The sequence below is a fragment of the Sphingomonas sp. CCH21-G11 genome (assembly GCF_001555965.1).
Classification (GTDB): domain Bacteria; phylum Pseudomonadota; class Alphaproteobacteria; order Sphingomonadales; family Sphingomonadaceae; genus Sphingomonas.
In genome coordinates, this window is sequence record NZ_LSHX01000011.1 from 1 (window position 1) to 26427 (window position 26427).

At 65.0% G+C, this 26427-nt stretch carries 19 protein-coding genes and 1 pseudogene; 9 read left to right on the forward strand and 11 right to left on the reverse strand.

Annotation, left to right across the window (positions count from 1 at the left end):
• On the reverse strand, positions 1-1872 hold a 1872-nt coding region (locus AX676_RS02565; protein ID WP_443026321.1), incomplete at its 3' end, for an intermembrane phospholipid transport protein YdbH family protein.
• A 103-nt stretch (positions 1873-1975) separates the two neighbouring features.
• Here AX676_RS02565 and radC point away from each other — a divergent pair.
• Positions 1976-2671, forward strand: coding sequence for a RadC family protein (gene radC / locus AX676_RS02570; RefSeq protein ID WP_066477380.1), 696 nt, complete (start codon positions 1976-1978; stop codon positions 2669-2671).
• 163 nt (positions 2672-2834) lie between these two features.
• Here radC and AX676_RS02575 read toward each other — a convergent pair whose 3' ends face one another.
• Positions 2835-3287, reverse strand: coding sequence for a hypothetical protein (locus AX676_RS02575; protein ID WP_066477378.1), 453 nt, complete (start codon positions 3285-3287; stop codon positions 2835-2837).
• Positions 3288-3503: 216 nt separating this feature from the next.
• Between AX676_RS02575 and purB the strand changes: the two genes are divergently transcribed.
• Positions 3504-4802 carry an adenylosuccinate lyase gene (gene purB, locus AX676_RS02580; protein WP_082730893.1) on the forward strand — a complete coding sequence of 433 codons (1299 nt, stop codon included), beginning with the start codon at positions 3504-3506 and terminating at the stop codon, positions 4800-4802.
• Positions 4803-4834: 32 nt separating this feature from the next.
• Here purB and AX676_RS02585 read toward each other — a convergent pair whose 3' ends face one another.
• The 4 genes from AX676_RS02585 to dnaK all read right to left on the reverse strand — a co-directional run bounded on the left by AX676_RS02585 (position 4835) and on the right by dnaK (position 9419).
• On the reverse strand, positions 4835-5551 hold the full coding sequence (locus AX676_RS02585) for a hypothetical protein (RefSeq protein ID WP_066477371.1): 717 nt from the start codon (positions 5549-5551) through the stop codon (positions 4835-4837).
• Between the two features lie 278 nt (positions 5552-5829).
• Entirely contained in the window at positions 5830-6297 is a 468-nt protein-coding gene (locus AX676_RS02590; RefSeq protein WP_231726228.1) for a GNAT family N-acetyltransferase, read from the reverse strand.
• 1 nt (position 6298) lies between these two features.
• On the reverse strand, positions 6299-7417 hold the full coding sequence (gene dnaJ, locus AX676_RS02595; RefSeq protein WP_066477369.1) for a molecular chaperone DnaJ: 1119 nt from the start codon (positions 7415-7417) through the stop codon (positions 6299-6301).
• Positions 7418-7520: 103 nt separating this feature from the next.
• A complete protein-coding gene (gene dnaK, locus AX676_RS02600; protein ID WP_066544076.1) occupies positions 7521-9419 on the reverse strand; it encodes a molecular chaperone DnaK in 1899 nt (632 codons plus the stop codon).
• Positions 9420-9595: 176 nt separating this feature from the next.
• On the opposite strand from dnaK, the gene AX676_RS02605 reads away from it, so the two are divergent.
• From AX676_RS02605 to AX676_RS02615, 3 genes are all read left to right on the forward strand, one after another.
• Complete coding sequence (locus tag AX676_RS02605; RefSeq protein ID WP_066477366.1) at positions 9596-10189, forward strand: copper chaperone PCu(A)C; 594 nt, start codon at positions 9596-9598, stop codon at positions 10187-10189.
• A gap of 165 nt (positions 10190-10354) precedes the next feature.
• Complete coding sequence (locus AX676_RS02610) at positions 10355-10735, forward strand: hypothetical protein (protein ID WP_066477365.1); 381 nt, start codon at positions 10355-10357, stop codon at positions 10733-10735.
• Between the two features lie 148 nt (positions 10736-10883).
• Positions 10884-11336, forward strand: coding sequence for a vgr related protein (locus AX676_RS02615; protein ID WP_066477364.1), 453 nt, complete (start codon positions 10884-10886; stop codon positions 11334-11336).
• A 165-nt stretch (positions 11337-11501) separates the two neighbouring features.
• On the opposite strand, the gene AX676_RS02620 is transcribed toward AX676_RS02615, so the two are convergent.
• The 4 genes from AX676_RS02620 to AX676_RS02635 form a co-directional block, all read right to left on the reverse strand.
• Complete coding sequence (locus AX676_RS02620; protein ID WP_066477362.1) at positions 11502-12083, reverse strand: pyridoxamine 5'-phosphate oxidase family protein; 582 nt, start codon at positions 12081-12083, stop codon at positions 11502-11504.
• Positions 12084-12172: 89 nt separating this feature from the next.
• Positions 12173-14488 (reverse strand): TonB-dependent receptor, encoded by a 2316-nt coding sequence (locus tag AX676_RS02625; protein WP_066482769.1) that lies wholly within the window; start codon positions 14486-14488, stop codon positions 12173-12175.
• 335 nt (positions 14489-14823) lie between these two features.
• Positions 14824-17340 (reverse strand): TonB-dependent receptor domain-containing protein, encoded by a 2517-nt coding sequence (locus AX676_RS02630; protein ID WP_066482316.1) that lies wholly within the window; start codon positions 17338-17340, stop codon positions 14824-14826.
• Between the two features lie 363 nt (positions 17341-17703).
• Complete coding sequence (locus tag AX676_RS02635) at positions 17704-20472, reverse strand: calcium-binding protein (RefSeq protein ID WP_197417120.1); 2769 nt, start codon at positions 20470-20472, stop codon at positions 17704-17706.
• 274 nt (positions 20473-20746) lie between these two features.
• Here AX676_RS02635 and uvrA point away from each other — a divergent pair, with 274 nt between their 5' ends.
• The 3 genes from uvrA to AX676_RS17625 are packed head-to-tail and all read left to right on the forward strand — an operon-like array spanning position 20747 to position 25165.
• A complete protein-coding gene (uvrA, locus tag AX676_RS02640) occupies positions 20747-23794 on the forward strand; it encodes an excinuclease ABC subunit UvrA (protein WP_066482322.1) in 3048 nt (1015 codons plus the stop codon).
• A gap of 53 nt (positions 23795-23847) precedes the next feature.
• Complete coding sequence (locus AX676_RS16995) at positions 23848-24696, forward strand: DUF4747 family protein (RefSeq protein ID WP_082730976.1); 849 nt, start codon at positions 23848-23850, stop codon at positions 24694-24696.
• On the forward strand, positions 24689-25165 hold the full coding sequence (locus AX676_RS17625) for a hypothetical protein (RefSeq protein WP_156437823.1): 477 nt from the start codon (positions 24689-24691) through the stop codon (positions 25163-25165). Before AX676_RS16995 ends, AX676_RS17625 begins: the two co-directional genes overlap by 8 nt.
• 4 nt (positions 25166-25169) lie before the next feature.
• On the opposite strand, the gene AX676_RS17630 is transcribed toward AX676_RS17625, so the two are convergent.
• On the reverse strand, positions 25170-25871 hold the full coding sequence (locus AX676_RS17630; protein ID WP_156437824.1) for a hypothetical protein: 702 nt from the start codon (positions 25869-25871) through the stop codon (positions 25170-25172).
• A gap of 162 nt (positions 25872-26033) precedes the next feature.
• Here AX676_RS17630 and AX676_RS02645 point away from each other — a divergent pair.
• Positions 26034-26427 (forward strand): annotated as a pseudogene (locus AX676_RS02645) (hypothetical protein); the annotation flags it as partial.

Here is a 26427-nt window from a genome sequence, read left to right on the forward strand (position 1 = left end):
GCCCCCGACAACGCGCCCCTCAAGCTCCGCCAGGTCCAGCCGCGTCACCCGCTCCGGCGCGCCCAGCCGCGCCGCGACGTCGTCCACGGCGAACGCCGCCCCCCTCAGCCCGAATGTCGCGCGCGCCGCCGCCAGCGTGACCGGCGTCGATCCGATCCGCCCGCTCAGCGCGACCCGGTCGGCCGCGATCCCGCCGCCGACCGCCCCGCCGCCAAAGCGCGCCAGCGCCCCGTTCACCGGGCACACGCGCAGCGCCGCCGGGTCGAGCGTCAGCGCGGACACGACCAGCCGCTCGAAGCGGGCGGGCACGCATTGCGGCCCGACGGTGAACCGTTCGCCCCGCCAGCTCAGGGTGACGGGCAGGCTCAGCCCGTCGATCCGCCCGCCCGAAAACGGCCCGCTCAACGTGGCGACGGTGCGCGCCGTCCCGGTGGCCCCGTCGATGCGAAACGCGACCGGGCGCAGCGCCAGCCGCGCGCCGCTGGCGGCATAGGGCGCCATGTCGGCAACGCCGCTGACCGCGCCGCTCGCGGGATTGCGCGTAAAGCTTACGACCGCATCCGGCAGTTCCCCGCCGCCCAGGACGACCCGCCCCGATGCCGCGATCGCACCCGATGGCCAGGCATAGCGCACGCTCTCGCCGCCGCTCAGCGACACGCTTGCCCCCGTCGGCGCGGACAGGCCGGCGCGGGCGATCGTCACCGCACCCGCATTTCCCCGTCCGGCCGCCGCCACGATCGCCTCGGCGGACACGCCCTGCGTGGCGCGCAGGAGCGCCGCGCCCAGCCGGTCGAGCAACGGCGCGACCGGGGTGCCCGCCCCCGCGCGCGCCAGTGCGGCGACCTGCTGGCGGCGTTGCGCGCCCGGGTCGATCCGCGCCGCCGACGCGCTGCCGTCGAACGCCCATCCGCCGCGGCCGACGCGATAGCGCCCGTCGATGCCAAGCCGCTCGCCGCGCGCGCCGGATCCCGCAAAGCCCGCCGCCATCAGCCGCACCGTGCCCTCGGTCCGCGCCGGCCCGCCCGAAAATCGCGCCGCGCCCGTGACGCCCCGCATCGCGCCCGCGCTGGCCGCCACCCTCGCCGCGCGAACGTCGGCGCGACCCTGCCAGCGGTCGAAACGGTTCCCCAGCACCGCGTCGACCGCGACCTCCGGCTGGGCGACTGCCACCCCCGCACACCCCGCCTCCGCGGCTCGCACCGGGCCCGTCACATGCGGTTCGCCGGCGTCGATCGCGACCGCCAGCGTCGCGCGGAGCGTGCGGGCGCGGCAATCACCGGCCGCCAGCGTGTCGGCGAACATCCCGGCCCGGCCGCGAAAGCCGTCGCGCACGCGCCCCGCGCCGGTCATCGCGATGCCGATCCGGCCATAGGGCGTGTCGAGCCGGATGCGCGCATCCGCCACCGATATGTCGAGTGTCGGCAATTCGATCGGCCGACCGCTCGGCGCGGGCAGCAGCGCGTCGATCGCGCCCAGGCTGATGCGGCCGTCGCGCCACGCGCCGCGCAGCACGACATGGCCGGCGCGCACGCCGACGATCTCCGGCGTGCCGAAGCGCACCCGCGTTTCGACTTCGACCCAGTCGGCGGTCAGATCGGGGCGCTTCGGGTCGCCGATGACGACATCGGTCAGCCGCTGGCGCGCAAAGCCGATATCGCGGACCTGATAGCTCGCCTGCACGCCCGCGCGGACCAGCTCGCGCCGGATCAGCTCGTCGGCGATCGGACGGCGCTGGGTCCACAGCCCCAGCCCCGCCGCCGCGACCAGCACCAGCGCGGCCGAAGCGGCGCGACGGCGGCGCGACCAGCTCATCCGGCGTCGCCGCACCCGTGGCGCGACGTCGCCCGGCCCTTCGTCTTGTTCCGCCGTCACGCCGCATCAAACTCCCAACTCGCGCGGACGTTGCGGCGGCGACATCAACCGGTCAAGCGGCGCGATTGCGCCGTCCGCCCCGCCCGCGCTAGGCTCGCCTCCGATGCGCGACGATCCGCCTTCCGCGACCGACCATGCCGCCGGCCACCGCGCACGGCTGCGCGGGCGGCTGCTCGATCATGGCGGCGACGCGCTGCTCGACCATGAGCTGATCGAATATCTGCTCGCGCTCGCCATCCCCCGGCGTGACACCAAGCCGCTGGCCAAGGCGCTGCTCGCCGAATTCGGCGGCATTGCCGGGCTGCTGAGCGCCGATGGCGTCGCGCTCCAGCGCGTGCCCGGCATGGGCGAGACCAGCGCCGCCGCGCTCAAGGTCGCGCATGCCGCGGCGCTGCGCCTGCTCAAGGCTTCGACCGCCGAGCGCCCGGTCCTGGCGAACTGGCAGGCCCTGCTCGATTATCTCCATGCCGACATGGCGCATCACGCGATCGAGCGGTTCCGCGTCCTTCACCTCAACACCCGCAACATGCTGATCCGCGACGAACTGATGAGCGAGGGCTCGATCGACGAGGCCCCGGTCTATGTCCGCGAGGTGATCCGCCGCGCGATCGATTTCGGGTCGGCGGCGCTGATCCTGGTGCACAATCACCCGAGCGGCGATCCGACGCCCAGTCGCGCCGACATCGACCTGACCCGCCGCATCGCCGACGCCGCCAGGCCGCTCGGCATCACACTCCACGATCATTTGATCGTCGGCGCGTCGGGGCATTCCAGCCTGCGCACGCTCGGCCTGCTCTGATCGGGCCGAACGGAGCCCCGGTGCCCGAACACTGGCTGGGCGCAGCCGCGGGCGCACGCCAATCCCGACGCACATGACAAAGACGCACATGACAAAAATGTACCGCCGGGGCGTAAACCCCGGCGGCACACCGTAGAACTCCCGGAGGGGGGAGAAGGATGGATTACGAAGCCTGACCCTTGCTCAGAAAGCTGGTCAGCTCCGCCTTGGTCACCGTGCTCGACTTGTCGGCATCGGCTGAGGCGAACGCCTGGCCGGTCCAGGTCTTGACTTCGGCCGACTGCGCATTGACGCCGGGCTCGCTCGCGGTGCGCAGCGCCACCATCCACGCGCCGAATTCTTCCTGGTTCAGGTCACTCGACGAATCCTTGTCATAGGTCGGAAACTCGGTTTCGACGATCTGCGCGATCTGGTCCGGACCCGCGGCCTGCGCGGTCGCCGACGTCTGTGCGCTTGTGCTGTCGGCCGTGGTCGGGGCGGCCGGTGCGTTCTGCTGCGCGGGCGCGGTCGACTCGGTCGCGGGCGACTGGGTGGCGGTATCCTGGGTGGTCGTGTCCTGGGCGAGCGCCGGGGCGGCAACCAGCGCCGCGCTGGCGAGAATAAGGGTCTTAAGCATTGTAAATACTCCAGATTTTTACGACAGGTCGTCCGGGATCTGTCCATGCTTCCCGACGCGACGTGCCCAAATGCAACAGCTCAGGATTTTCTTCGTTCCCCTGGAACCAAGTTGAACCGACCGCTCATCCTTGATACCGCGCGCCTCGTCCCGGATCCGGGGCCTATCTGCGGTGAGACGATTGCCGTCCCCGCCCCCGCGAACGAAAGAGCCCGCATGGTTCCCCGCTATTCCCGCCCGGCCATGGCCGCGATCTGGTCGCCCGAAGCCAGGTTCCGCATCTGGTTCGAGATCGAGGCGCACGCGACCGATGCGCTCGCCGAACTGGGCGTCGTGCCGCGCGAAGCCGCTGCCGCGATCTGGGAACGCGGCGCGTTCGAGGTCGAGCGCATCGACGCGATCGAGGCGGAGGTGAAGCACGACGTCATCGCCTTCCTGACCAACGTCGCCGAACATGTCGGCCCCGAAGCGCGCTTCATGCACCAGGGGATGACCAGCTCAGACGTGCTCGACACCTGTCTGGCGGTCCAGCTGGCGCGTGCCGCCGACCTCTTGATCGACGATCTCGACCAGCTGCTCGCGGTGCTCAAGCGCCGCGCCTATGAGCACAAGCTCACCCCCACGATCGGGCGCAGCCACGGCATCCACGCCGAACCCGTCACCTTCGGCCTCAAGCTCGCTCAGGCCTATGCCGAGTTCGACCGCAACCGCGCCCGCCTGGTCGCCGCACGCGCCGACGTCGCGACCTGCGCGATCTCCGGCGCGGTCGGCACCTTCGCCAATATCGACCCGCGCGTCGAAGCGCATGTCGCCGCCAAGATGGGACTCAGCATCGAACCTGTCTCGACCCAGGTGATCCCGCGCGATCGCCACGCGATGTTCTTCGCCACGCTTGGCGTCATCGCCAGCTCGATCGAGCGGCTGGCGACCGAAATCCGCCACCTCCAGCGCACCGAAGTGCTCGAGGCGGAGGAATATTTCTCGCCGGGGCAAAAGGGTTCGTCGGCGATGCCGCACAAGCGCAACCCGGTGCTGACCGAGAACCTGACCGGCCTCGCCCGCATGGTCCGCGGCTATGTCACCCCGGCATTGGAGAATGTCGCGCTCTGGCACGAACGCGACATCAGCCACTCGTCGGTCGAACGCTATATCGGCCCGGATGCGACCATCACCCTCGACTTCGCGCTCGCCCGGCTGACCGGGGTGATGGACAAGCTCGTCGTCTATCCCGAACGGATGGAGAAGAACCTCAACAAGATGGGCGGCCTCGTCCACTCCCAGCGCGTGCTGCTCGCGCTGACGCAGGCCGGGGTCAGCCGCGAGGACGCCTATCGCCTCGTTCAGCGCAACGCGATGAAGGTCTGGGAATCGGACGGCGCGCTGTCACTGCTCGACCTGCTCAAGGCCGACTCCGACGTGACCGCCGCGCTGACCCCGGCGGAGATCGAGGACAAGTTCGACCTCGGCTACCATTTCAAGCACATCGACACGATTTTCGAGCGGGTGCTCGGCTGAGCCTTAGCCGATAAGGCTCCCTACGCAACGCTTCATCGTCTGTACTCCGTGGTAAACGACCCCGTTCCAATAATGTTTCCAACGCCTTGATCGAATCGACCTTGAGTCTTCTCGCCACGGAGATTTTTGTCAACATAATCGTCCGCCCAAGGCAGGCGACTTTCGATTCCGGTTGATATGGGATCATCGGTTGCATGGATCGTAATACGCCGCACGGCGTAGCCACGGCCGAAAACATCGCTGATGTTCTCTGGCGTGACAACCTCAACTGATCGAACGTCGGCAATTGCCTTGAAACGAACGAGCAGCGGATAATTTTCGGCTGGCAGCTCGAACGTCCCAGGATTGCGCTGCATCGCGCGCATCTCGGCCGCCCAATCGGGCTTCAACACGCCCTTGGGTCGCAGTTCTCTGATGATTGACATCACCGGATAGTAACTTGCACTGCCGTCCTGAGCGCGCAAAAGCGCAAAGAGCGTCCCACCCGGCAGATCGACTGCGACCGCTTCACCGCGCCCTGCACCGCGCACGCCGCCAGCCTCGGGCCCGGGAAATGCTGGCGTCGAAACGGCTGACACCTGCCACACACTCGACCCGGTACGCAGACCTTGAGGTGTCTCGATCTCGACCGTGATCCGATAGCGAAGCGTCTCGCGCTCGACACAGGCCGTCAGCAGACCGCAAATGGCCATCGCGATAAGCGCGCCAAACAATGTGGACCAGCGTCGAAGCAAATGGTTGAAGCCCATCTTTGACGGCCCTCCAAAGATACGGATTGTAGGTCGCGCGATGACGATTGTTCAGCCTTCTATCAGTGACTTACAATCGAGCGCCAATCGTACCATGTAGGCCACGCTATCGCTGCGAGATTAACGATTCGTTCGCGGAAGTGACCGAATAACAATCAAGCGGCAACCACCAACTTACCGCCGTCATGCCGGACGTAATCTGGCATCCATGCGCCACACCCGCCATGTCCGTGGCAGTGCGTGGCCCCGGAGACTCCGTAATCCGATGCCGCCGTCACTCACAAAGCCAGATGCAGAAACTGATTGAACGCGCTCGCCCGATAGTCGCCGAACGCCGCGCCTTCGACGAACCCGCGCTGCCGGTACAGCGCTAGCGCCGGCTCGAAGGCCGGACCGCTCCCCGTCTCCAGGCTCAGCCGATGGCAGCCGCCGGCGCGCGCCTCGCCGATGATATGCTCCAGCAGCGCGGCCGCGACCCCGCGCCGCAGGAAGTCGGGATGCGTCCGCATCGACTTCACCTCGCCCGTGCCATCACCGAGCAACTTCAGCGCACCGATGCCGGCAATGCGCTCGCCCGACCACGCGCTCCACACCCGCACGTCCGGGCGCTGCAGCCCGGTCAGGTCGAGCGCGAACACCGCATCCGCAGGCGAGTTGGCATGCATGCCCGCCAGATGCAGCGCCAGCAGCTCGCGCGTCGCCGCACTGGACAGGTCATCGCGCCGGATCGTCAGTTCCGGCGACACCTTATCCCCCGACCGCGCGCTTCAACTTCTCGAAAAAGCCGCTCGACTGCGGGCATTCCTCACCCGTTTCGGTGGCGCGGAATTCCTCGAGCAATTCGCGCTGGCGGGCAGTCAGCCGGGTCGGCATCTCGACCTCCAGATGGACGACCAGGTCGCCGCGCCCGCGCCCTTGCAGCACCGGCATGCCCGCGCCGCGATGGCGCACCTCGCGGCCCGACTGGGTGCCCGGCGGCACCCGCACCGCGATCGTCTGGCCGTCCAGTCCGGGCAGCGCGATCTCGCCGCCCAGCGCCGCGGTGGTAAAGCTGATCGGCGCACGCGCGTGCAGCGTCGTGCCCTCACGCTCGAACAGCTCGTGCCGCGCGACGTGGAGGAAGATGTAGAGGTCGCCCGGCGGTGCCCCGCGCGCGCCCGCCTCGCCTTCGCCCGACAAGCGGATGCGCGTGCCCTCGTCCACGCCCGGCGGCACGTTGACGCTCAGCGTCTTGGTCTTGTCGACCCGGCCCTCGCCGCGACAGCTGGTGCACGGATCGCTGATCACCTGGCCCTGGCCGTGGCAGCCGGGACAGGTGCGTTCGACCACGAAGAACCCCTGCTGCGCGCGCACCTTGCCCATGCCGCCACAGGTCGAGCAGGTCTTGACCCCGGTGCCCGGTCGCGCGCCCGACCCGGCACAGGCGTCGCATGCGCTGGAGACGTCGACGGTGATCTGGCGCTCGCGGCCGTGAAACGCCTCCTCGAGCGTGATCTCCATGTCATAGCGCAGATCGGCGCCACGCCGGGGACCGCGCTGGCCGCCGCGCCCGCCACCCATGAACTCGCCGAACATGGTCTCGAAAATGTCGCTGAACGCGCCGAAATCCTGCGCGCCGCCGCCGGCACCGCCGCCATTCTGGAACGCGGCATGGCCATAGCGATCATAGGCCGCGCGCTTCTGCGGGTCCTTCAGCACCTCATAGGCTTCGGAGACCGCCTTGAACTTGGCCTCGGACTCCTTGCAGCCCCCGTTCTTGTCGGGGTGGTACTTCATCGCGAGCTTGCGGTACGCGCTCTTGATCGTGGCGTCGTCCGCGCCGCGCTCGCATTCGAGCAGCTCGTAATAGTCGATCTGGGTGGTCATCGGGGGAGCTCCAACAAACGCCCCTCGACTCCGCTCGGGACGAACGGCGGGTTAGAGCCCCATCCGTTCGGTTCGAGCGAAGTCGAGAACCGTTGCACCGGCCTTACGCCTTGTTGTCGTCCACCTCGGAAAACTCGGCGTCGACCACTTCCTCGGTCGGGCCGGTTTCGGCAGCGGCGGGCGAGGCTTCCGCCTGCTGCTGCTTGTCATAGATCGCCTGGCCGAGCTTCATCGCGACCTGCGCCAGCGCCTGCGACTTGGCGGTCATCGCGTCCGCGTCGCCGCCCTCGACCGCGCTCTTCGCGTCCGCGATCGCCGCCTCGATCTCACCCTTCAGGCCGGCGTCGACCTGATCGCCATGCTCGGCAAGCTGGCGCTCGGTGGTGTGGATCAGCGATTCGGCGTTGTTCTTGGCCTCCGCCGCCGCGCGGCGCTTCTTGTCTTCCTCGGCGAACTTCTCGGCATCGCGCACCATCTGCTCGATGTCGTTGTCGCTCAGGCCGCCCGACGCCTGGATGCGGATCTGCTGCTCCTTGCCGGTGCCCTTGTCCTTGGCACTGACGTTGACGATGCCGTTGGCGTCGATGTCGAAGGTCACCTCGATCTGCGGCACGCCGCGCGGCGCGGGCGGGATGCCGACCAGGTCGAACTGGCCCAGCATCTTGTTGTCGGCGGCCATTTCGCGCTCGCCCTGGAACACGCGGATCGTCACCGCCTGCTGGTTGTCGTCGGCGGTCGAATAGACCTGGCTCTTCTTGGTCGGGATCGTCGTGTTGCGGTCGATCATGCGGGTGAACACCCCGCCCAGCGTCTCGATGCCCAGCGACAGCGGCGTCACGTCGAGCAGCAGCACGTCCTTGACGTCGCCCTGCAGCACGCCCGCCTGGATCGCGGCACCGATCGCCACGACTTCATCGGGGTTGACGCCGGTGTGCGGCTCCTTGCCAAAGAACGACTTCACGACGTCGCGCACCTTGGGCATGCGGGTCATGCCGCCGACCAGCACCACCTCGTCGATCGCGTCGGCCTTCAGCCCCGCGTCGGCCAGCGCCTTGCGGCACGGCTCCAGCGTGCGCTGGATCAGGTCGTCGACCAGCTTTTCCAGGTCCGCGCGGCTGATCGTCTTGACCAGGTGCTTGGGGCCGTTCTGGTCGGCGGTGATGAAGGGCAGGTTGACTTCGGTCGTCGCCGCGCTCGACAGCTCGATCTTGGCCTTTTCGGCGGCCTCCTTCAGCCGCTGCAGCGCCAGCTTGTCCTTGGTCAGGTCGATGCCCTCGGCCTTCTTGAACTCGTCGGCCAGGAACTGGACGACCTTGCTGTCGAAATCCTCGCCGCCCAGGAAGGTGTCGCCGTTGGTCGCCTTCACCTCGAACACGCCGTCGCCGATCTCGAGCACCGAGATGTCGAACGTGCCGCCGCCCAGGTCATAGACCGCGATCGTCTTGTTCGAATCCTTGTCCAGGCCATAGGCGAGCGCGGCCGCGGTCGGCTCGTTGATGATGCGCAGCACGTCGAGGCCCGCGATCTTGCCGGCGTCCTTGGTCGCCTGGCGCTGGGCGTCGTTGAAATAGGCCGGCACCGTGATCACCGCCTGGGTCACCGTCTCGCCCAGATAGCTCTCGGCGGTTTCCTTCATTTTCTGCAGGATGAACGCGCTGATCTGGCTCGGTGAATATTCCTCGCCGCCCGCCTTGACCCACGCATCGCCGTTGCCGCCGCGCACGATCGTGTACGGCACCAGCTCGGTGTCCTTCTTGGTCACCGGATCGTCGAAACGCCGGCCGATCAGCCGCTTGACCGCAAAGACGGTGTTGTCGGGATTGGTCACGGCCTGGCGCTTGGCCGGCTGGCCGATCAATCGCTCGCCGTCCTTGGCGAAAGCGACGATCGACGGCGTCGTGCGCGCGCCTTCCGCATTCTCGATCACCTTGGGGCTGCCGCCCTCCATCACTGCGACGCAGCTGTTGGTCGTACCCAGATCGATCCCGATTACTTTTGCCATGGTTCCTCTTCGGCCCCCAGTGAGTTTGAAAAAATTGCACCCTGATCGCGCCCCGGATGGGAGTGGCGACGCGACCGTTCCACCGGCGGATATAGGTGGGGCATCTCTTGCCGCAAGATTGCGACACGCCTAGCTGTCGCGACATCTGTTCCAGCCCTGCACGGAGTCGCCGCCGGATGTCGCCCCGCTTCCCCCTGATCGCGCTGATGCTGATCGCCGGCTGCGCGCCCGCCGCCGACCCCGCCGGCAACGCAACGGCCGAAAATGCAACGCCCGACAATGCAACGCCCGACAATGCAACGCCCGACAATGCCGCCGCGACGCCGGCGGCACAGGCCGCGGCCGATGCCGGCGATGCCGAGCCTGCCCAGCCCGGTATCCGCGACGCCTGGATCCGCCTGCCCGCCATCGCGGGACGACCGGCGGCGGCCTATTTCACCATTGTCGGCGGCGCGGCCGACGATGCGGTCGTCGCGGTGACCAGCCCCGCCTTCGCCCGTGCCGAGCTGCACGAGACAGTGGAGGAGAACGGCGTCACCCGGATGCAGATGGGCGCGCGCGTCCCCTTCACCGCGGGGGCGCGGCTCGATCTCGCGCCCGGCGGCCGTCACGTGATGTTGTTCGATCCCACCGGCGCGCTGAAGCCCGGCGGCACGGCCGAACTGACCGTCGCCTTTGCCAACAGCCCGAACGTGACGGTCAAGGCCGAACTGCGCGCGCCGTCGGGTCAGGCGACGGACCATGGCTCGGTGCATGGCGGCAGCCACTGATCGGACGTCGACAGGGGTCATGACGATCGAAGGGCGTTGGTCCGAAACGCTGGCGATCTCGCATCCCTTCGTTCGGTTCTGAACCAAACCCCTTACGAATATCCACTTCACCTTCGACACCGGCCGGGCGGCGCAAATCTGCACCGCGCAAAACGGGAGGTGGCGATGTCAGAATATATCGAGCTGTTCGAGGACAAGTCGCAGGACGTCAACCAGGCGGCGCTCAACGCCGATGAGATTTCCGAAGCGATCGCGCAGGATGTGCCAGTAACTGGCGACGAATTGCGGATCGAGGAGACGATCGCACGGGGATGGCGGGGCGTGCGTAGCTGCGGTGATCCCGCGCGACACAAGGCTGAACTCGAAGCCGCGATGAGCGGCTGGGTATCTGCCAAGTTGCTGGAATATGTAAACCTGCGGGTGCTTCGATATGGCCATGGCGAGGTCGACATCCGCTGGCGCAATGGGCGCAAACCCTTTCCCAGCAATGCGCGCTGGTGCACCGGGTCGCTCACGACGCGCGCATACATCGTCTTTGCCGCCTGAACAGTTCCGGAGAGCGGCGAGCCCCACCTCGCCGCTCTCCGGCATTTCCGAACGGATGGCTTTGGTGCAGGCCGGTCGCGGTCCATCCAAAGGCGCACGGTTTGACATAGTGGTTTATCATTTTCGGGAAATGGCATAGGCGGCATCCGTGTCCACCCGACCGCTCACCGACGGCGAAATCGCGCTGGCCCGCGGGGTGTTCGGCGACGCGATCGATTATGGCCGCGCGCGCGTCGCCAATCGCAAATGGTTTCCGTTCCAGCCGCGCCGGGTAACGATGGCACCGCTCGGCACGATCCATTTCCACCCGGCGGGCGGGCTCTATTGCGACGATTTCGGCTGCGCGGGGCTGGATGCGCAGGGGCTGTTCATCCACGAACTCGTCCATGTCTGGCAGCATCAGCGCGGCATCTTCCTGCCCATCGCCCGACACCCCTTCTGCCGCTATGGCTACAGCCTCCGGCCCGGCTGGCGGCTGACGCGCTACGGCATCGAGCAACAGGCGGAAATCGTCCGCCACGTCTTCCTGCTGCGCCAGGGCGCCCAGCTTCCCGGCGCGCCGCCGCTCGACCAGTATCGCGGCATCCTGCCCTTCGGGTGAGGCGTATGAGGGCCGGCTGAGATCAACTTCGCCCGCTCAAGCCCCTCCCCTTCAAGGGAGGGGTTGGGGTGGGGGCTATCCACCAGGCGCTGCGTCTGACGCAATGTCCCATCCCTCTCCGCTCGGCAAAAGGAAGGGATGAATCAGCCCGAGCGCAAAACACCCTCAGGGCACCAGCCACCGCGAAGCCAACTCGCCCCCCGCCCACGCGAAACGCGCGCGGCGATGCCCGTGCGCGGACAGCCACAGCCAATCGAGCGTGTCGATCGTGACCCGCACCGCCGCGAACTGGTCGCGCGCGTGCGGCTGATCCTCGGGCGCCGCGATCGGCGCGGCAACGACGGTCCCCGGCCCGGGCGTGATCGCATAGCATGCCCGCCCCATCGGCGCGGTCCGTGCCCATGCGTCGTCCGCCACCGCGTCGTCGATATGGATCGTCGCCCGCCCCGCCATCCGCAGCTGGATCTTCGCGCCGGGATCATAACCGTGCAGCATGACGCGCGGATCGCGGCCCAGCTGCGCGAACTTGCCGCTGCGCCGGTCGGTATGGAACCGCAATCGCCGCTCGGCGGGCTCGAACGCGCGCAGCACCACCGTCCGCACCTCGGGCGCCCCGCCCGCCGCCACCGTCGCCACCTGGATCGTCCGAAACGCGCTGCGCCGATCGACCACGCCCCGCGTCAACAGCTTGAACGCCTCCGCCAGCGTCAGGTCGAGGTCGTCGGCAAAGGGTGCGGGTGGCTGCATTGGATCGGACTGGCGCACCGCCGCGCGAAGATCAACCGCACCCTTCGCCCGCCCGCCCCGCCCGTCGCCGGACGGGGCGCGACCTCGCCTCAATACCGCGCGGTCAGCTGTACGCCGTAGAAGCGCGGCTCCGCCGGGATGAAGGTCGGGATGCCGAACGCGCCGCCCGTGTTGCCCGCGTCGAGCAGATAGTCCTCGTCGAAGGCGTTGCGGATGAAGCCGGCGATCTCGTAGCGATTGTCGGCCAGCGTCAGGCCCGCGCGCGCATTGACCAGCGTCACCGCATCCTGGCTGATCAGCGGGTTGTTGGGGATTTCAAAGAAGATGCGGCTGCGATAGGTGACGGTCGGCGTTGCGAAGAAGCTGACGCCGCCACCCAGCGGCGCGTCGATGGTGAAGCCCGCCGCGCCCTGGAATTCGGGCTGCAGGCGGAACCGGTTGCCCGCGAACCGGCCATTGGCCGGATCGTCGTCGATGCCGCCGTCGATATAGCCGAGATTGCCGAACAGGTTCAGCCACGGCGCGACGCGCACCGCCACTTCGGCCTCGACGCCGAAATTGGTCGCATTGCCCGCGCTCTGCGTCTGCGCGATGCCGGTCTGCGGGTTGACGATGCTCACCTGGAAATCGGTATATTCCTGGTAATAGACGCCCAGCGTGCCCGACACCGGGCCGACCGACCCCTTCAGGCCGACTTCATAGTTCCACACCGTTTCCTCGGCGACATTCTGCACGCGCCGCGTCGGCAGGTTGGCGATGCGCACCGCGTCGACCTGAAGCACCGGCGAACGGCGCCCCTTCGACACGGTGGCGAAGACGTTAACGTCGTCGCTGAAGCGATACAGCGCGTTGAAGCGCGGCAGCACCGCCGAAAAGCTCGCCTCGTCGCGATAGGTCAGCCCGCCGGTGTCGACCTGGCCCGGGATCAGCGGCGCGCGGCTGATCACCGAATTGGGCACCGTCGCGCGAAAACCCGACTGACGCTGCTCGATCAGCACGCGGACGCCCGCGGTCAGTTCCAGCGCCGGGGTGGGGATCCAGGTGCCATCCGCGAACACCGAATAGGTGTCGTTCAGCCCCTGGTTCTCGAACACCGAGCGATAGGGGATCGCGGTCGCCGCCCCGCCGGTCAGGATGCGCGTCACCTGCGCGGCCGTGACGGTTCCGTTGGGCGCGATGCACGGGATGCCGGCGCCCGCCACCCGCGCCGCGCACTGCAGATACGTGCCTTCCTCGGTCGAGAACGGCACGTTCTGCACGCCGTCCTCATGGAAGTAATTCCAGCCGAACGACCCGCGGAACTGGTCGCTGGCATAGGCGAAGCGGCCTTCGTGGTTGAACTGCCAGCCCGTCGCCAGCTCGGCGAATTCGAGGTACCAGGCAGCCGATCCGTCGGCGTCGAAGATTTCCAGGCTGTCGAACTCGCGGTAACCGTTGACCGTGGTGAAGGTCCAGCCGTCGGCAAAGTCCCACGCGGCGGTCAGGTTGACGTCGTACACGTCGCGGTCGAGGCCCAGCCTCGCCGCGCCCAGCGCGCTTTCGGACACCGGCGATCCGCCCAGGAATGCCGGGCCGAACGGGTTGGCCGGGCCCGCGGTGGTCGGCAGCGATCCCGAAATGAACGGCGTGCCGCTGTTGCGCTGGCGGTCATAGGTGCCGATCAGGTCGATCGTGATGTCCTCGCTCGGCGTGAAGCGCAGCGAGGCGCGGACGCCGACATTGTCCTGCGCGTACAGGTCGTCCTGGCCCGGCGCGAGATTTTCGACATAGCCGTCGCGCCGCTTCCACTCGGCCGCGACGCGCCCGGCGATCCTGTCATTGCCCAGGTTGATGTAGCCCTGCAGCAGCGTCTGGTCGAAATTGCCGAAGCCGCCGGTCAGCGACGCGGAAAAGCCTTCCTGCGGGCGGGCGGAGGTCAGGCTGATCGCCCCGACCGCGCTCGCGGTGCCGAACAGCGTCGCCTGTGGCCCCTTGATGACCTCGACGCGCTCCAGATCATAGATCGCCTGGTACGATCCGCGCGAGCGCGAGATGTCGACGCCGTTGTAATAGAGGGTGACGCGCGGGCCCTGCTGCGCCGAACCCGAATCCGACGTGATGCCGCGGATGACGATGCCGGGATTGTTGGCGCTCTGTTCCTGGATGTTCAGGCCGGGGATGAAGTTGGACAGCTCGTCCAGGTCGTTGACGCCCAGCTCGCGGATACGCGCGCCCGACACCGCCGAAATGGTGATCGGCACGTCGATCGCGCGCTGCTCGATCTTCTGCGCGGTGACGATGATGTCGTTGGCGTCCTCCGCCGCCGTGGCCGTGGCCGGCGCGGCGGCATCCTGGGCAAAGGCAGCGGGCGCGAACAGCGCGCTGGACGCGAGCAGCAGCGCGGAAATCGTGGCGATCTTGGTCATCTTGTCCCCCTGGGTTTCCAGGGGCCTGTTGCAGTGCAAGATTAAACAAGCGCGGCAATGGCGCGTCACTTTGATGACAGCGCGTCGCGGCTTCGGGCCAGTTGGATCGGAGTCACGCGAAGGCGCGAAGACGCGAAAGGGAAGGCAGGGCTTTTTCTCGTGGAGACGCGGAGGGCGCAGAGACGGGATGCCGATTGCCGCGCAGCGGCTTCAGAACTCGTGGTCTGTCGGTCGCGGCTGACGCCGCCAAGAACGCACCAACTCCGCGTCTTCCGCGCCTCTGCGTGAACAACCTTCCCTTCGCGCCTTCGCGTGACTCCTGCTCCTTCTAACCCTTAAAAGTCGAAGCGCACCGCGGCGGAGATCGTCCGCCCGTTGATCGAACGCGCGCGCACGATGCCGTTGGTCGGGATCGTCCCCTCCTCCGCCTCGGTAAAGCCGCGCACGTCGAACAGGTTGTTGGCGTTGATCGACAGCTGTACCCGCTCCAGCGGCCGGAACTGGACGAAGCCGTTGACCTGGGTAAAGCCGGGCAGGACCAGCGCGTTATTGTCCTGGGCAAAGCTGTCGGTCGTGCCGATGACGCTCGCGCCGACGGTGAACAGCTCGGCGTCATATTGCGGCGTCACCTGATAGATGAACTCGGCCTGGCGGCGCGGGCGATTTCCGACGACGCCCGGGTTGATCGCGTCGCCGGTGATCTCCGCATCGGTATAGGTGCCGCCCGCCGTGATCGAGAATGCGCCGACGCGATAGCTGCCCTCCAGCTCGACGCCATAGGCGCGATAGTCGCGGTTGAAGAACCGCTGCGTCGTCGCCTCGAAATTCTGCTCCTCGGTCTCGGCATAGAAGCCGGTGGCATAGAGCGCGAGGCCGCCGTCGCGATACTTCACCCCGGCTTCCGCCTGGCGGACGAAGTCGACCGCCGCCGAACTGTCGACCAGGTCGCCCGTCGCGGTGTTGATCGCCGGCCCGAACAGCAGCCGGTCGGCATTGGCGCGCGCGCCGCGGCTGTAGCGCGCAAAGCCCGAGAAATTGGACGCGAAGCGGTAGTTCACGCCGAGCGAATAGCTGAGATAGTCGTAATTATAGTCGACCGGCGCCGCGCTGCCGAGCGGGATGATCGCGGTGCGCCCCTCCGCGGCGGAGATGGTGCCGTCGCGGTTGATGTCGAACGCGGTCAGCCCCGATCGTCCGCCGCCCAGGTCAGCGCCCGCGACCGAACCCTGCGCGCCGCCGAAATCATAGCGCGCGCTCGCATCGACGGTCAGCGCCCCCGCCTCGAGGTTGAGCGACAGAAAGGGTGCCGCGGTGGTATAGTCGATATCATAGCTGCGCCGGCAGCAATTGCCGAAATAGGCCGCCCCGAACGCAAAGAAGCCGTCCTGCGTCACCGGCGTGCCCGCCGCGTCGCGGACGTTGACCAGCGCCGCCTCGCCGTCGCCGCGCACTTCCAGCAGCGCCGACGTCCACAGCCAGTTGGTGTCGACCGTCTGGCGCGAGGCATAGAAGCCCGCCGTGCCCGTCACCCGGCCGAAACTGGTGTCGAAACCCTTGGACAGGCGGATGTCGTTGGTGATGTTGTCCAGGCTCTCCAGCTCGGTGTCGAACACCACGATCTGCGCCAGCAGCCCGTTGCCGTTGAGCGCGCCCGGATTGGTGATCGCCGCGCCGCCATTGGGACCGTTGGCATAGCTCAGCGTCGCGCCGGGTCCGCCCAGCGACGTCGCGATTGCGGACGCGCTGTCGACCGTCGCCGGGAAGTTCGAGATGAAGCGGCCCGATATGTCCGAGAAACGGAACCGCTCGGTCACTTCCCAGCCGTCGCCGATCTCGAACTGCGCCTCCAGCCCGATCGATTTGACCAGCGGCCGCTGGCCGTCGCGAATGTCGTTGACCGTCGGGTTGTTGTCGCCGTCCAGCGTGATGTTGCGCGTGAAATAGCGCGAATGCAGCGTGTCGTTGTTGATGCTGAACCCCGGCACGTTGGAATAATCGGGGTTGCCGTTGCTGCCCGTCACCCGCACCGGATTGGGCAGGTAGCCGATCGCGCGGTCGTCGAGATACTTGCCATAGACGCGGACATAGCCGCCGTCGAATTCCTTGGTGATGTTCGCCTTGATCTGGCCGCCCTTGTTGCCGTCATAGCCGGCGCGGCGCGGCCCCTCGCCCTGGCGATAGAAGCCGCCGAAATGAAAGCGCAGCGTGTCCGACAGCTTGCCGCCATAGTCGAAATCGATGCGGTATTCCTCGTAATCCAGGCCGACCGTGCCCTGCACCGATCCGCCCTCGCGCTCGCCGGTCTTGGAGATGAGGTTGATGATGCCGCCGGGCGAGTTGGAGGCGAAGGTCGATGCCGATCCGCCGCGGATCGCCTCGACCCGCGCGACGTTCAGGTCGGCGCGCAGGAAGATGTCCGCGTTGCCGAAGGTGATGTCGCCGAACTCCAGCACCGGCAGCCCGTCTTCCTGCAATTGCAGGAACTTGGCGCCGCCCGACGCGACCGGAAGCCCGCGCACCGCGATATTGGCATTGCCCTCGCCGCCCGAGCTTTCCGAACGGATGCCGGGGATCTGGCGGAACACTTCCGCCACCGATCGCGGTGCCGACTTGACCAGCTCGTCGCCCGACAGCGAGCTGACCGACACCGCGCTGTCCAGCCGGTTGGTGCCGCGCGCCACGCCGGTGACGACGATGTCGCCGCCATCCTGGGATGCGGGATCGGCGGCGGGATCGGCCTCCGCACCGGCGGCAGCCTCGGCCTGCGCCACGGCATCCTGCGCCCGCGCCGGCGTGGCGGCGACGATCAGCGCGAACGCGCTCGACGCGACAAACAGCTGGTTGGCCTTCATCCTCGATCCTCCTGTTGAAACGTCCGATTCGATCGGCTTCGAAACGCTCGGTAACACGACTGCAATCGATTGCAAAGCCCGAGACGGATCATCTCTGCCCTTTGTTCCGTTGGGTGATCGAGCCAGACGGAATCGCGAACATATGTGCCCGAGCCTGGCGGACAGCCGGATTCGAACAACAACATGATCTGCGGCCCGGCGTGCGGGTCCCGAAATCATTTAGCGTCGCGAGCGCGCGGGTCGATGCGAATGGGCAACGGGGGTTGAACGTCGCCCAATCGCATCGGTGTCGCGTGCAGTCGGCGGCACGCGACTTGCGCGAAGCGCGGCACCGACGCGGCCGCGCTCCGCCATGCGCCGTCGTCAGGCGGCGGGCAAGGATGCGACCGGCGCGATGACGACGAAGCTGCTGGCGCTCAGCACGGTTCCCGCCGCCAGCTGCGCGAACAGGACCGCCGCACCCGCACCATTTCCGTCGGCGTCGAGCCACAGGCGCCCCGTCGCCTGATCGTAGATCAGCCGGTCGTCGCCATCGGCCGCCGCCGTGCCGATCACGAACTCGCCGGCCACGATCCCGTCAGCCGTGACGCTGCCGAAGATGTCGGACGCGAGCCCGATCCTGTCACCGGCGGCAAAGTCCTGGATCGTGTCGACATTGCCGCTGCCGAGCGCGGTTGTGAACGCAAAGGTGTCGTTCCCGCCCCGTCCGATCAGCACATCGTTGCCGCCGCGGCCGTCGAGCACGTTGACCGTGTCATTGCCGACGATGGTTTGGGCAAAGCCGTTGCCGCGCAGCGTGAACTGCTGTGACGCAGCCGTGGCTGTCTGGTCGACCGCGGTCAGGACCTCGATCTCGGTGCCTTCGCGCAACTGATAGCTGGCATTGGCGACGACGATATCCGAACCCTGTCCGACCTCTTCGCGCACGACATCGCCCTGCAGGAACACGGCGAACGTGTCGTTGCCGGCCAGGCCGATGAGCGTGTCGGGATTGCCCTGCCCGTCACCCGAACGGCCGTTGATGATGTTGTCGCCGAAATTGCCGATGATCACCTGGGACGCGCCGTTGCCGACCAGGTAGAAGCTCTCCGTGCCCGCGTGCAGCGACGTCGAAAGCGTTTCGACCGCGGCAGTCGAATACAGGAAATAGCTTGTTCCGCTGGCATAGACGATGTCGTTGCCACCGGTGTCGTTGATCACGTCGCCGGTCGCGAAAACGCGGTACGTGTCGTCGCCCAGCCCGCCGTTCAGCGTGTCCGGCGCGCCCGGCCCGCCCGCCGACAGGATGTTCGCCCCGTCATTGCCGTTGATCGTCTGCGACTGCCAGTTGCCGGTGATGTTGATGGGTGCGGTGCCGGTATCCGCCGAAAGCGTCTCGACGTCGACACCGGCGCTGAGCACGAAGTTGCTTGCCGTGGCGCGCACGATGATCGCATCGGCGCCCTCGCCCGCAGCTTCTACGACGGTGTCGTCCAGATTTTCGACGTAAAAGGTGTCATTGCCAAATCCGCCGATGAGAAGGTCCGCACCTCCCCCGCCCTCGAGCGTGTCATTGCCCCCAAGACCGGCAAGCCTGTTTGGAAAGATGTTGCCGCGGATGAGGTCGGCAAACTCCGATCCATTGACGTGCGACACGTTGGTGATTTGATCGCCCCCGGGCCCGGTTACCACTTCATCGAACGCACCCAGCGTGATGGTGATACCAGAAGTATAATTGATATACCCGACCGTATTGAAACCTTCACCGCCGTTAAAGATATCGCCGGCAGCGCCGCTGATGAAATAATCGTTCCCGGCGCCTCCAAGTATCGAAACCGAACTTCCGCTCGACACGATCACATCGTTCCCATTGCCGGCATCGATGGACACCAGGCTCGACTGTGTCCCGACGATGATCGTGTCGTCGAACCGCGTGCCATATACCTTCTCGATCGTTTCAAAGCCGCGGATCGTGCCGCCGGCAAAGGTGACCGCGCCGCCGCCCGCCAGGCCGGAGGCGTCAAAGGTCACCCCCTCCGCAGACCCGGCCAGCGACAAGGTCAACGTATCGTTTCCGTCGCCTCCGTCCGCATCGTCGCCAAAGCCTGCGAACACAATGTCGTCCCCGGCGCCGGCGTCAATGACGTCACGCTCCGCGCCCGAGTCAAGTTGGGGAACATATACATAATAGAATGTTGAAGGTTCGCCATCGCTCGATGCAATGGTGTCTGCACCGCCACCGCCGATGATCGTGTCGGCACCGCTGCCGCCAAAAAGACGATCTAAGCTCGACGATCCTGTAATCTGGTCATTCCCGCTATCGCCAAGCGCAATCGGGAAGCTGCTGAATTGGAGAGTTATTCGATCATCGCCAGCACCACCTCGGATCGTCCCGTCGCGCGCAAGCAAGATATCGTTGCCATCCCCGCCATCGGCGGTCACCGGACTCCCACTTCGCGTGTCGATCAAATCGTCGCCGGCGTCACCATTATAGACGCCGCCATATTGCGAGAATGTCCCATCGAGCGTGTCGTTGCCGTCCCCCCCAAACAGGCCAGAACCGCCAGTTCCTGTGTAATATTCCGCGATTAGCGTATCGTTTCCGCCACGCCCGTACACGCTGCTCCCATTGCTATAGTAACTTGTTACCGGGGCAAGCAGATCGTCGAAATTGCTTCCCTCGATATAGGCGACGTGTCGAATATTACGAATGGTCGTACCGTTGATTACGACGTCGATGTCATTGTTGCGAAACTGGCGAAAGTCGGCCTGCACGCCGGTTGCGGACCCCAGGAAGGAGATCGAGATGCTATTGCCGTATCTGCTCGCGCCCCCATCTATGAAGTCGCCGACCCCTGCAAAAATGTGGTCGTCGCCATCCCCACCGATCAATGTGTCTGGATCATTGAATATGTCGGTCGACGCACCGGTCAGCCATGGCATCTCCGGGTTGAGCGTTGGGTCTGGCACAAATGAATAAAGCCGGTCGTCTCCGGCACCACCCACTAGCGAGTCTGCGCCGGCTCCACCGATGATCGTGTCGTTGCCGCCACTGCCGCCAAGACTGTCATTCCCCGCAGCGCCGTCGATCAGATCGTCCTCCGCGCCTCCGGTAAGAATGTCCGCACCATCCGTGCCGCGCAACGTCAACATCATACCACCCCACTGAATTGCAGGAAAAAGCCAAGCCCTGCCAGACGCTACCTGACTTGGAACAAATCAGTTGGCAACTCTGGTTTCCACCAGATTGGAGTTACGACGCGCGTCACGTAATTGTCATTTTTGCAGCGAATATGCGGCGGATATTGGGGCGCCGACCGCCGCGGCCGTCTTGGACGACCAATCGCGCTGCCCCCTCGCATCCCCGGCCGCCCCGCCCTATCTCCCCTCTGGAATCCCCTCCGGAACAAAGCTAGAACCCTCGCCCATGGCACTTACGACAATTTCCGTGCGCGGCGCGCGCGAGCATAATCTCAAGGGCGTGGACATCGACATTCCGCGCGACACGCTGACGGTGATCACCGGGCTGTCGGGGTCGGGCAAGTCCAGCCTCGCCTTCGACACCATCTATGCCGAGGGGCAGCGGCGCTATGTCGAATCGCTGTCGGCCTATGCGCGCCAGTTCCTGGAGCTGATGCAGAAGCCCGACGTCGACCATATCGAGGGGCTGTCGCCCGCCATCTCGATCGAGCAGAAGACGACCAGCCGCAACCCGCGTTCGACCGTCGCCACCGTCACCGAGATCTACGATTACATGCGGCTGTTGTGGGCGCGGGTCGGCGTACCCTATTCGCCCGCCACCGGCCTGCCGATCGCCGCGCAGACGGTCAGCCAGATGGTCGACCGCGTGCTGGCGCTGCCGGAGGGGACGCGCATCCTGCTGCTCGCCCCGGTCGTGCGCGGGCGCAAGGGCGAATATCGCAAGGAGCTGGCGGAATGGCAGCGCGCCGGCTTCCAGCGCGTCCGCATCGACGGCGAGCAGTATTTGATCGAGGAAGCCCCCGCGCTCGACAAGAAGTTCAAGCACGACATCGAGGTCGTGGTCGACCGCCTCGTCGTCCGCCCGGACATCGCGACCCGCCTGGCCGACAGCTTCGAGACCGCGCTCAAGCTGGCCGAGGGGCTGGCCTATGTCGACCTGGTCGACGGCACGGTGGACTCCCTCTCCCTTTCGGGGGAGAGGGGAAGCGCGACCACCTCGGTTCGCGAAGCCCCCACCCCGTTCGTTTCGAGCGAAGTCGAGAAACGTGTCTCGACGACGCTCGACACGAACGGAGAGGCGAGCACCCGATCCTCCGACCCCGGCAAGATGAAAGGCGCCGGCATTCCGCCCAACCGCATCGTCTTCTCCGAAAAATTCGCCTGCCCCGTCTCGGGCTTCACCATTGCGGAGATCGAGCCGCGGCTGTTCAGCTTCAACGCGCCCCAGGGCGCCTGCCCGACCTGCGACGGCCTGGGCGAGAAGCTGATCTTCGACGAGGACCTGGTCGTCCCCAACCACGACCTCAGCCTCAAGAAGGGGGCGGTCGTCCCCTGGGCCAAGTCCAACCCGCCCAGCCCCTATTACATGCAGGTGCTCGCCAGCCTCGCGCGCGAATTCGGCTTCAGCCTCGACACCCCGTGGCGGGACCTGCCCGGCGAGGTCCGGCTGATCATCCTCCACGGCACGGGGGGCAAGCCCGTCACCCTCACCTTCATCGACGGCCGCAAGTCGTATGACGTGAAGAAGCCGTTCGAGGGCGTCATCGGCAACCTCAACCGCCGCATGCTCCAGACCGAGAGCGCGTGGATGCGCGAGGAGCTGTCCAAATACCAGGCCGCGCACCCGTGCGAGACGTGCCACGGCGCCCGCCTCAAGCCCGAGGCGCTGGCGGTCAAGGTTGGCATGCGCGACATTTCCAGCATCACCCGCCTGTCGGTGGTCGACGCGCTCGCCTGGTTCGCCCAGCTGCCCGCCGCCCTCACCCCGCAACAGACGGAGATCGCCCGCGCGATCCTCAAGGAGATCGACGAGCGCCTCGGCTTCCTCAACAATGTCGGGCTCGACTATCTCAACCTCGACCGCACCTCCGGCACCCTGTCCGGCGGTGAGAGCCAGCGCATCCGCCTCGCCAGCCAGATCGGCTCGGGCCTGTCGGGCGTGCTCTATGTCCTCGACGAACCCTCGATCGGCCTGCACCAGCGCGACAACGACATGCTGCTCGCCACGCTGCGCCGCCTGCGCGATCTCGGCAACACCGTGTTGGTGGTCGAGCATGACGAGGATGCGATCCGCACCGCCGATTATGTCATCGACATGGGGCCGGGCGCGGGCGTCCATGGCGGCACCGTCGTGGCCCAGGGCACCGTCCCCGAATTGCTGGCGAGCAAGGACAGCATCACCGCCGATTACCTCAACGGCACCCGCGCCATCCCCGTGCCGGCGAAGCGGCGCAAGGGATCGGGCAAGAAGCTCACCGTCCACAACGCCACCGCCAACAATCTGCGCGGCGTCACCGCGGCGATCCCGCTCGGCACCTTCACCTGCATCACCGGCGTGTCGGGATCGGGCAAGTCCAGCTTCACCATCGACACGCTCTATGCCGCCGCCGCGCGCAGCCTCAACGGCGCGCGGATGCTGGCGGGCAAGCATGACAAGATCATCGGCCTCGAACATCTCGACAAGGTGATCGACATCGACCAGTCGCCGATCGGCCGCACGCCGCGCTCAAACCCCGCGACCTATACCGGCGCCTTCACCAACATCCGCGACTGGTTCGCCGGCCTGCCCGAAAGCCAGGCGCGCGGCTACAAGCCCGGCCGGTTCAGCTTCAACGTCAAGGGCGGCCGGTGCGAAGCGTGCCAGGGCGACGGCGTGCTCAAGATCGAGATGCACTTCCTCCCCGACGTCTATGTGACGTGCGATGTCTGCCACGGCGCGCGCTACAATCGTGAGACGCTGGAGGTGAAGTTCAAGGGCAAGTCGATCGCCGACGTGCTCGACATGACGGTCGAGGACGCGGTCGAGTTCTTCAAGGCGGTGCCGCCGATCCGCGACAAGATGGCGATGCTGGCCGAGGTGGGGCTGGGCTATGTCAAGGTCGGGCAACAGGCGACGACGCTGTCGGGCGGCGAGGCCCAGCGGGTCAAGCTCGCCAAGGAACTCGCCCGCCGCGCCACCGGCCAGACGCTCTACATCCTCGATGAACCCACCACGGGGCTGCATTTCGAAGATGTCCGCAAGCTTCTGGAGGTGCTCCACGCGCTGGTCGAACACGGCAATACCGTGGTGGTGATCGAGCACAACCTCGACGTCATCAAGACCGCGGACTGGATCATCGACCTGGGGCCGGAAGGCGGCGTCAAGGGCGGGGAGATTGTCGCGGTGGGGACGCCGGAGACGGTGGTGAAGGAGCCGCGGAGCTTTACGGGGCGGTATTTGGCGGGGTTGTTGGGGATGAAGGGGGCAAAAGAAAATGTGGCGGCAGCGGAGTAATCTTGTCAACGGGCTCGCAGCTGGTAACGTAGTCTGCCTAGGGGGGAGGCCGTATGTCGAACGAAAGTACCATAAAAATTGGATTTTTGAACGTCGTCGCATCTCCGCATCCAGAGGGAATTTATTCCAGCAGCTTGCGAACCGTCTCCAACACACCGGTAAACGTTCGCGGCAAAGACTTTGCCATTATAACTCCACCGCAAGAGGTGTCTGGCGATCCCGATATTTTTCAGGGCGTGATCTCGGTATGGACTGATATTGATCCTTCCGAGCCATCGATTTCGAAGTCTACTTTCGAAAAGAAGGACGTTGAGGCCGAACTAAAAAAAGTTTTCGCGGAACGCGGTTTTAACAACAGATCCTTCTCGTATATTTTGGATTCAAGCACGCACACCATTGCTGTTGAGCTTAAGAATGAGAATGGAAAAACACTTTCAATTCGACAGGCTGGAAAGGTCTTTGAATTCCTCCTGAGCAGAGAAAATAAGGACGGCCAGACCTTCGAAGTAACAATTATTCCGGAAGAAGATGCACTTACACAAGTTTTAGGACTTGAGAGGATTGATAAAATCGTCATAGTTCTAAAACGGCCAAACCCGGGTGATAGCCACGGAAGTGATGCCGATGAGGTTCTGCGAGAACTCCATGAGCAGAATATAAAGCGAGCTGAGTACAATTTCTCCCGACAGCCTGCAACAGATGGCATTCATCTTAATGAGGCCAACCACACACGCGCAGAAGTCGCAGCAAGCAATGGGTATGTTGAAAGCTCTGGCGTAGAGAATGGCATTAGAACAAAGAGATCAACCCAACAATATCCCAAGTTGGTAGAGCGCGTCTTAGCCGCGGGAACTATTGTAACCTCTGCCCTCACATCAGAAGTGAAGCGTTTTCGTGGATAACAACGCATTCCAAGGTTATTGGCGCGTTTTCGGGGGTGTAACCAGTCTTTTCGGTTCCCCATATTTGCTGCTAGCGGTAATTCTGGTCACTTTAACGGAACCAATATGGTCTGTCCGTCATGGCCTCGTCTGGATTGAAATTGCAACGGCCATTGTTCCTAATTTGTTGGGGTTCGCATTAGGCGGTATGGCGATCATGCTTTCATTTTCAAGTGGTCGCTTTCTTGAGGCCATAAGACAAAACGGGCGTTCCGACTCATATTTTATGAAGGTGATAGCGAGTTTTTTTCACTTATCGCTTGTCCTTTCATTTTGCTTGATTGTATCCATTTTGTCCCGCATTTATCCAAGTAATTTAATGTCGGCATTTGGGATTTGTGCATTGTTTTACGGCGTACTTCTCATACCCGCTACGGCAGCAAGCATCTGGCACACTGCACGCATATTTAATGCGGCGATCGAAAATTAGAGAACTAGTTAGTGCTGAATTCCGCTTTGAATGATCGCCAATCGGCGAGCATTTTTGCGTACCGTTCAACAAATATCGCACCTTCATTGCCGCGCAAAGGCAATTGATCTCCTGCGTGCGATTTACCACGAAGAACATCTAAGATTCTCATGTCTTCGACATTGAACTTTGGGAATGCCTGCGACATCAGCCACAATCCTAATCGAGCAGTGTCTTCTGTCAGCGTAGGCATCTCAGAAAAATATGGATAAATAAGTCGGCAAGATCCTCCTCCTACCTTCAAAGCCAGAAGGTTTTGGACTTTAACCTGTCCATCGATCTCTATAAAATGATATGGGGCCGTTACAGGCTCAGGTATAATATATATTTCCTCGTTTATCCATCGTCTGCTTTCATGCCACCAACTTAGGAACCCGTCGGCAAGAAGAGGGTATAGACGCTCTCTGCTTCTATTTTTCTTAACTCGTTCGACTATTTCTTCATCAAGAGAAACAAAGCCTGATACATGACGTTTGGCATCAGCCCAAAAACACGAATGAAAATCGGCGCCGCCAGCTTTGGTACGAGCTAATTTCCGCAATTCAGAGCGTGCATCCGCCTTTACTGCGGCAAGCCGACGGTCGTTCGGAAGACCGAAATACTGAAGGAGCTTTCGTAGATGTATTTTATCGATTGCCATTCGCTTTTTTATCACACCGCTCATCATGCGCAATATCCCTCTATCTTAACCGCATAATGTCACTTCAAATCGTAGCTATGGTCTGAAGAGTATGGCCGACGGCCGGAAACGCAGGCGCGTTGCTTGATTTAGCTCTCCCATTCCCCCACCCTTCTCACCATGTGCAATGAAGCTGCGCGGCGAGTAGCGTTGGGGCTGCTGCGCCAGGATTTTAACCAGCTCCGCATCCCGCTTCGCTTTCCCGACGGGCTGCCCAATCTTGAGCCCACCGCCAGCGTGCGGATCACCGACAAGAGCCCGATCGTCCGCCTCGCCGCGTCCGATCCCGCCGATCCGCCGCCCGAACCCGGCACCACCCCCGCCGAACTGGTCATGCGCCGCTGGAGCTGGCCGCTCGCCAATGGCAAGCCGCTCTATAACTTCCGGTCCGAAGGCCGCCGCTTCGGCAACACCGCCACCGGCGGGCGCTGCCTGATCCCGCTCGACGGCTTTTATGAATTCACCGATCCCGCGCCCGATCCCGCCGCGCCGCCGCTCCCCAAGGCCAGGGCGCGCAAGGACAAATGGTGCTTCACCCTCACCC

Excerpts from the sequence above, each read along its gene's own strand:
- AX676_RS02625 (WP_066482769.1), bottom strand. The coding sequence starts at position 14,488 with ATGACCAAGATCGCCACGATTTCCGCGCTGCTGCTCGCGTCCAGCGCG.
- dnaJ (WP_066477369.1), bottom strand. The coding sequence starts at position 7,417 with ATGACCACCCAGATCGACTATTACGAGCTGCTCGAATGCGAGCGCGGC.
- dnaK (WP_066544076.1), bottom strand. The coding sequence starts at position 9,419 with ATGGCAAAAGTAATCGGGATCGATCTGGGTACGACCAACAGCTGCGTC.
- AX676_RS17630 (WP_156437824.1), bottom strand. The coding sequence starts at position 25,871 with ATGATGAGCGGTGTGATAAAAAAGCGAATGGCAATCGATAAAATACAT.
- purB (WP_082730893.1), top strand. The coding sequence starts at position 3,504 with ATGGTTCCCCGCTATTCCCGCCCGGCCATGGCCGCGATCTGGTCGCCC.
- AX676_RS16995 (WP_082730976.1), top strand. The coding sequence starts at position 23,848 with ATGTCGAACGAAAGTACCATAAAAATTGGATTTTTGAACGTCGTCGCA.
- AX676_RS02585 (WP_066477371.1), bottom strand. The coding sequence starts at position 5,551 with ATGGGCTTCAACCATTTGCTTCGACGCTGGTCCACATTGTTTGGCGCG.
- radC (WP_066477380.1), top strand. The coding sequence starts at position 1,976 with ATGCGCGACGATCCGCCTTCCGCGACCGACCATGCCGCCGGCCACCGC.
- AX676_RS02630 (WP_066482316.1), bottom strand. The coding sequence starts at position 17,340 with ATGAAGGCCAACCAGCTGTTTGTCGCGTCGAGCGCGTTCGCGCTGATC.
- AX676_RS02610 (WP_066477365.1), top strand. The coding sequence starts at position 10,355 with ATGTCAGAATATATCGAGCTGTTCGAGGACAAGTCGCAGGACGTCAAC.
- AX676_RS02620 (WP_066477362.1), bottom strand. The coding sequence starts at position 12,083 with ATGCAGCCACCCGCACCCTTTGCCGACGACCTCGACCTGACGCTGGCG.
- AX676_RS02635 (WP_197417120.1), bottom strand. The coding sequence starts at position 20,472 with ATGTTGACGTTGCGCGGCACGGATGGTGCGGACATTCTTACCGGAGGC.
- AX676_RS02605 (WP_066477366.1), top strand. The coding sequence starts at position 9,596 with ATGTCGCCCCGCTTCCCCCTGATCGCGCTGATGCTGATCGCCGGCTGC.
- uvrA (WP_066482322.1), top strand. The coding sequence starts at position 20,747 with ATGGCACTTACGACAATTTCCGTGCGCGGCGCGCGCGAGCATAATCTC.
- AX676_RS02575 (WP_066477378.1), bottom strand. The coding sequence starts at position 3,287 with ATGCTTAAGACCCTTATTCTCGCCAGCGCGGCGCTGGTTGCCGCCCCG.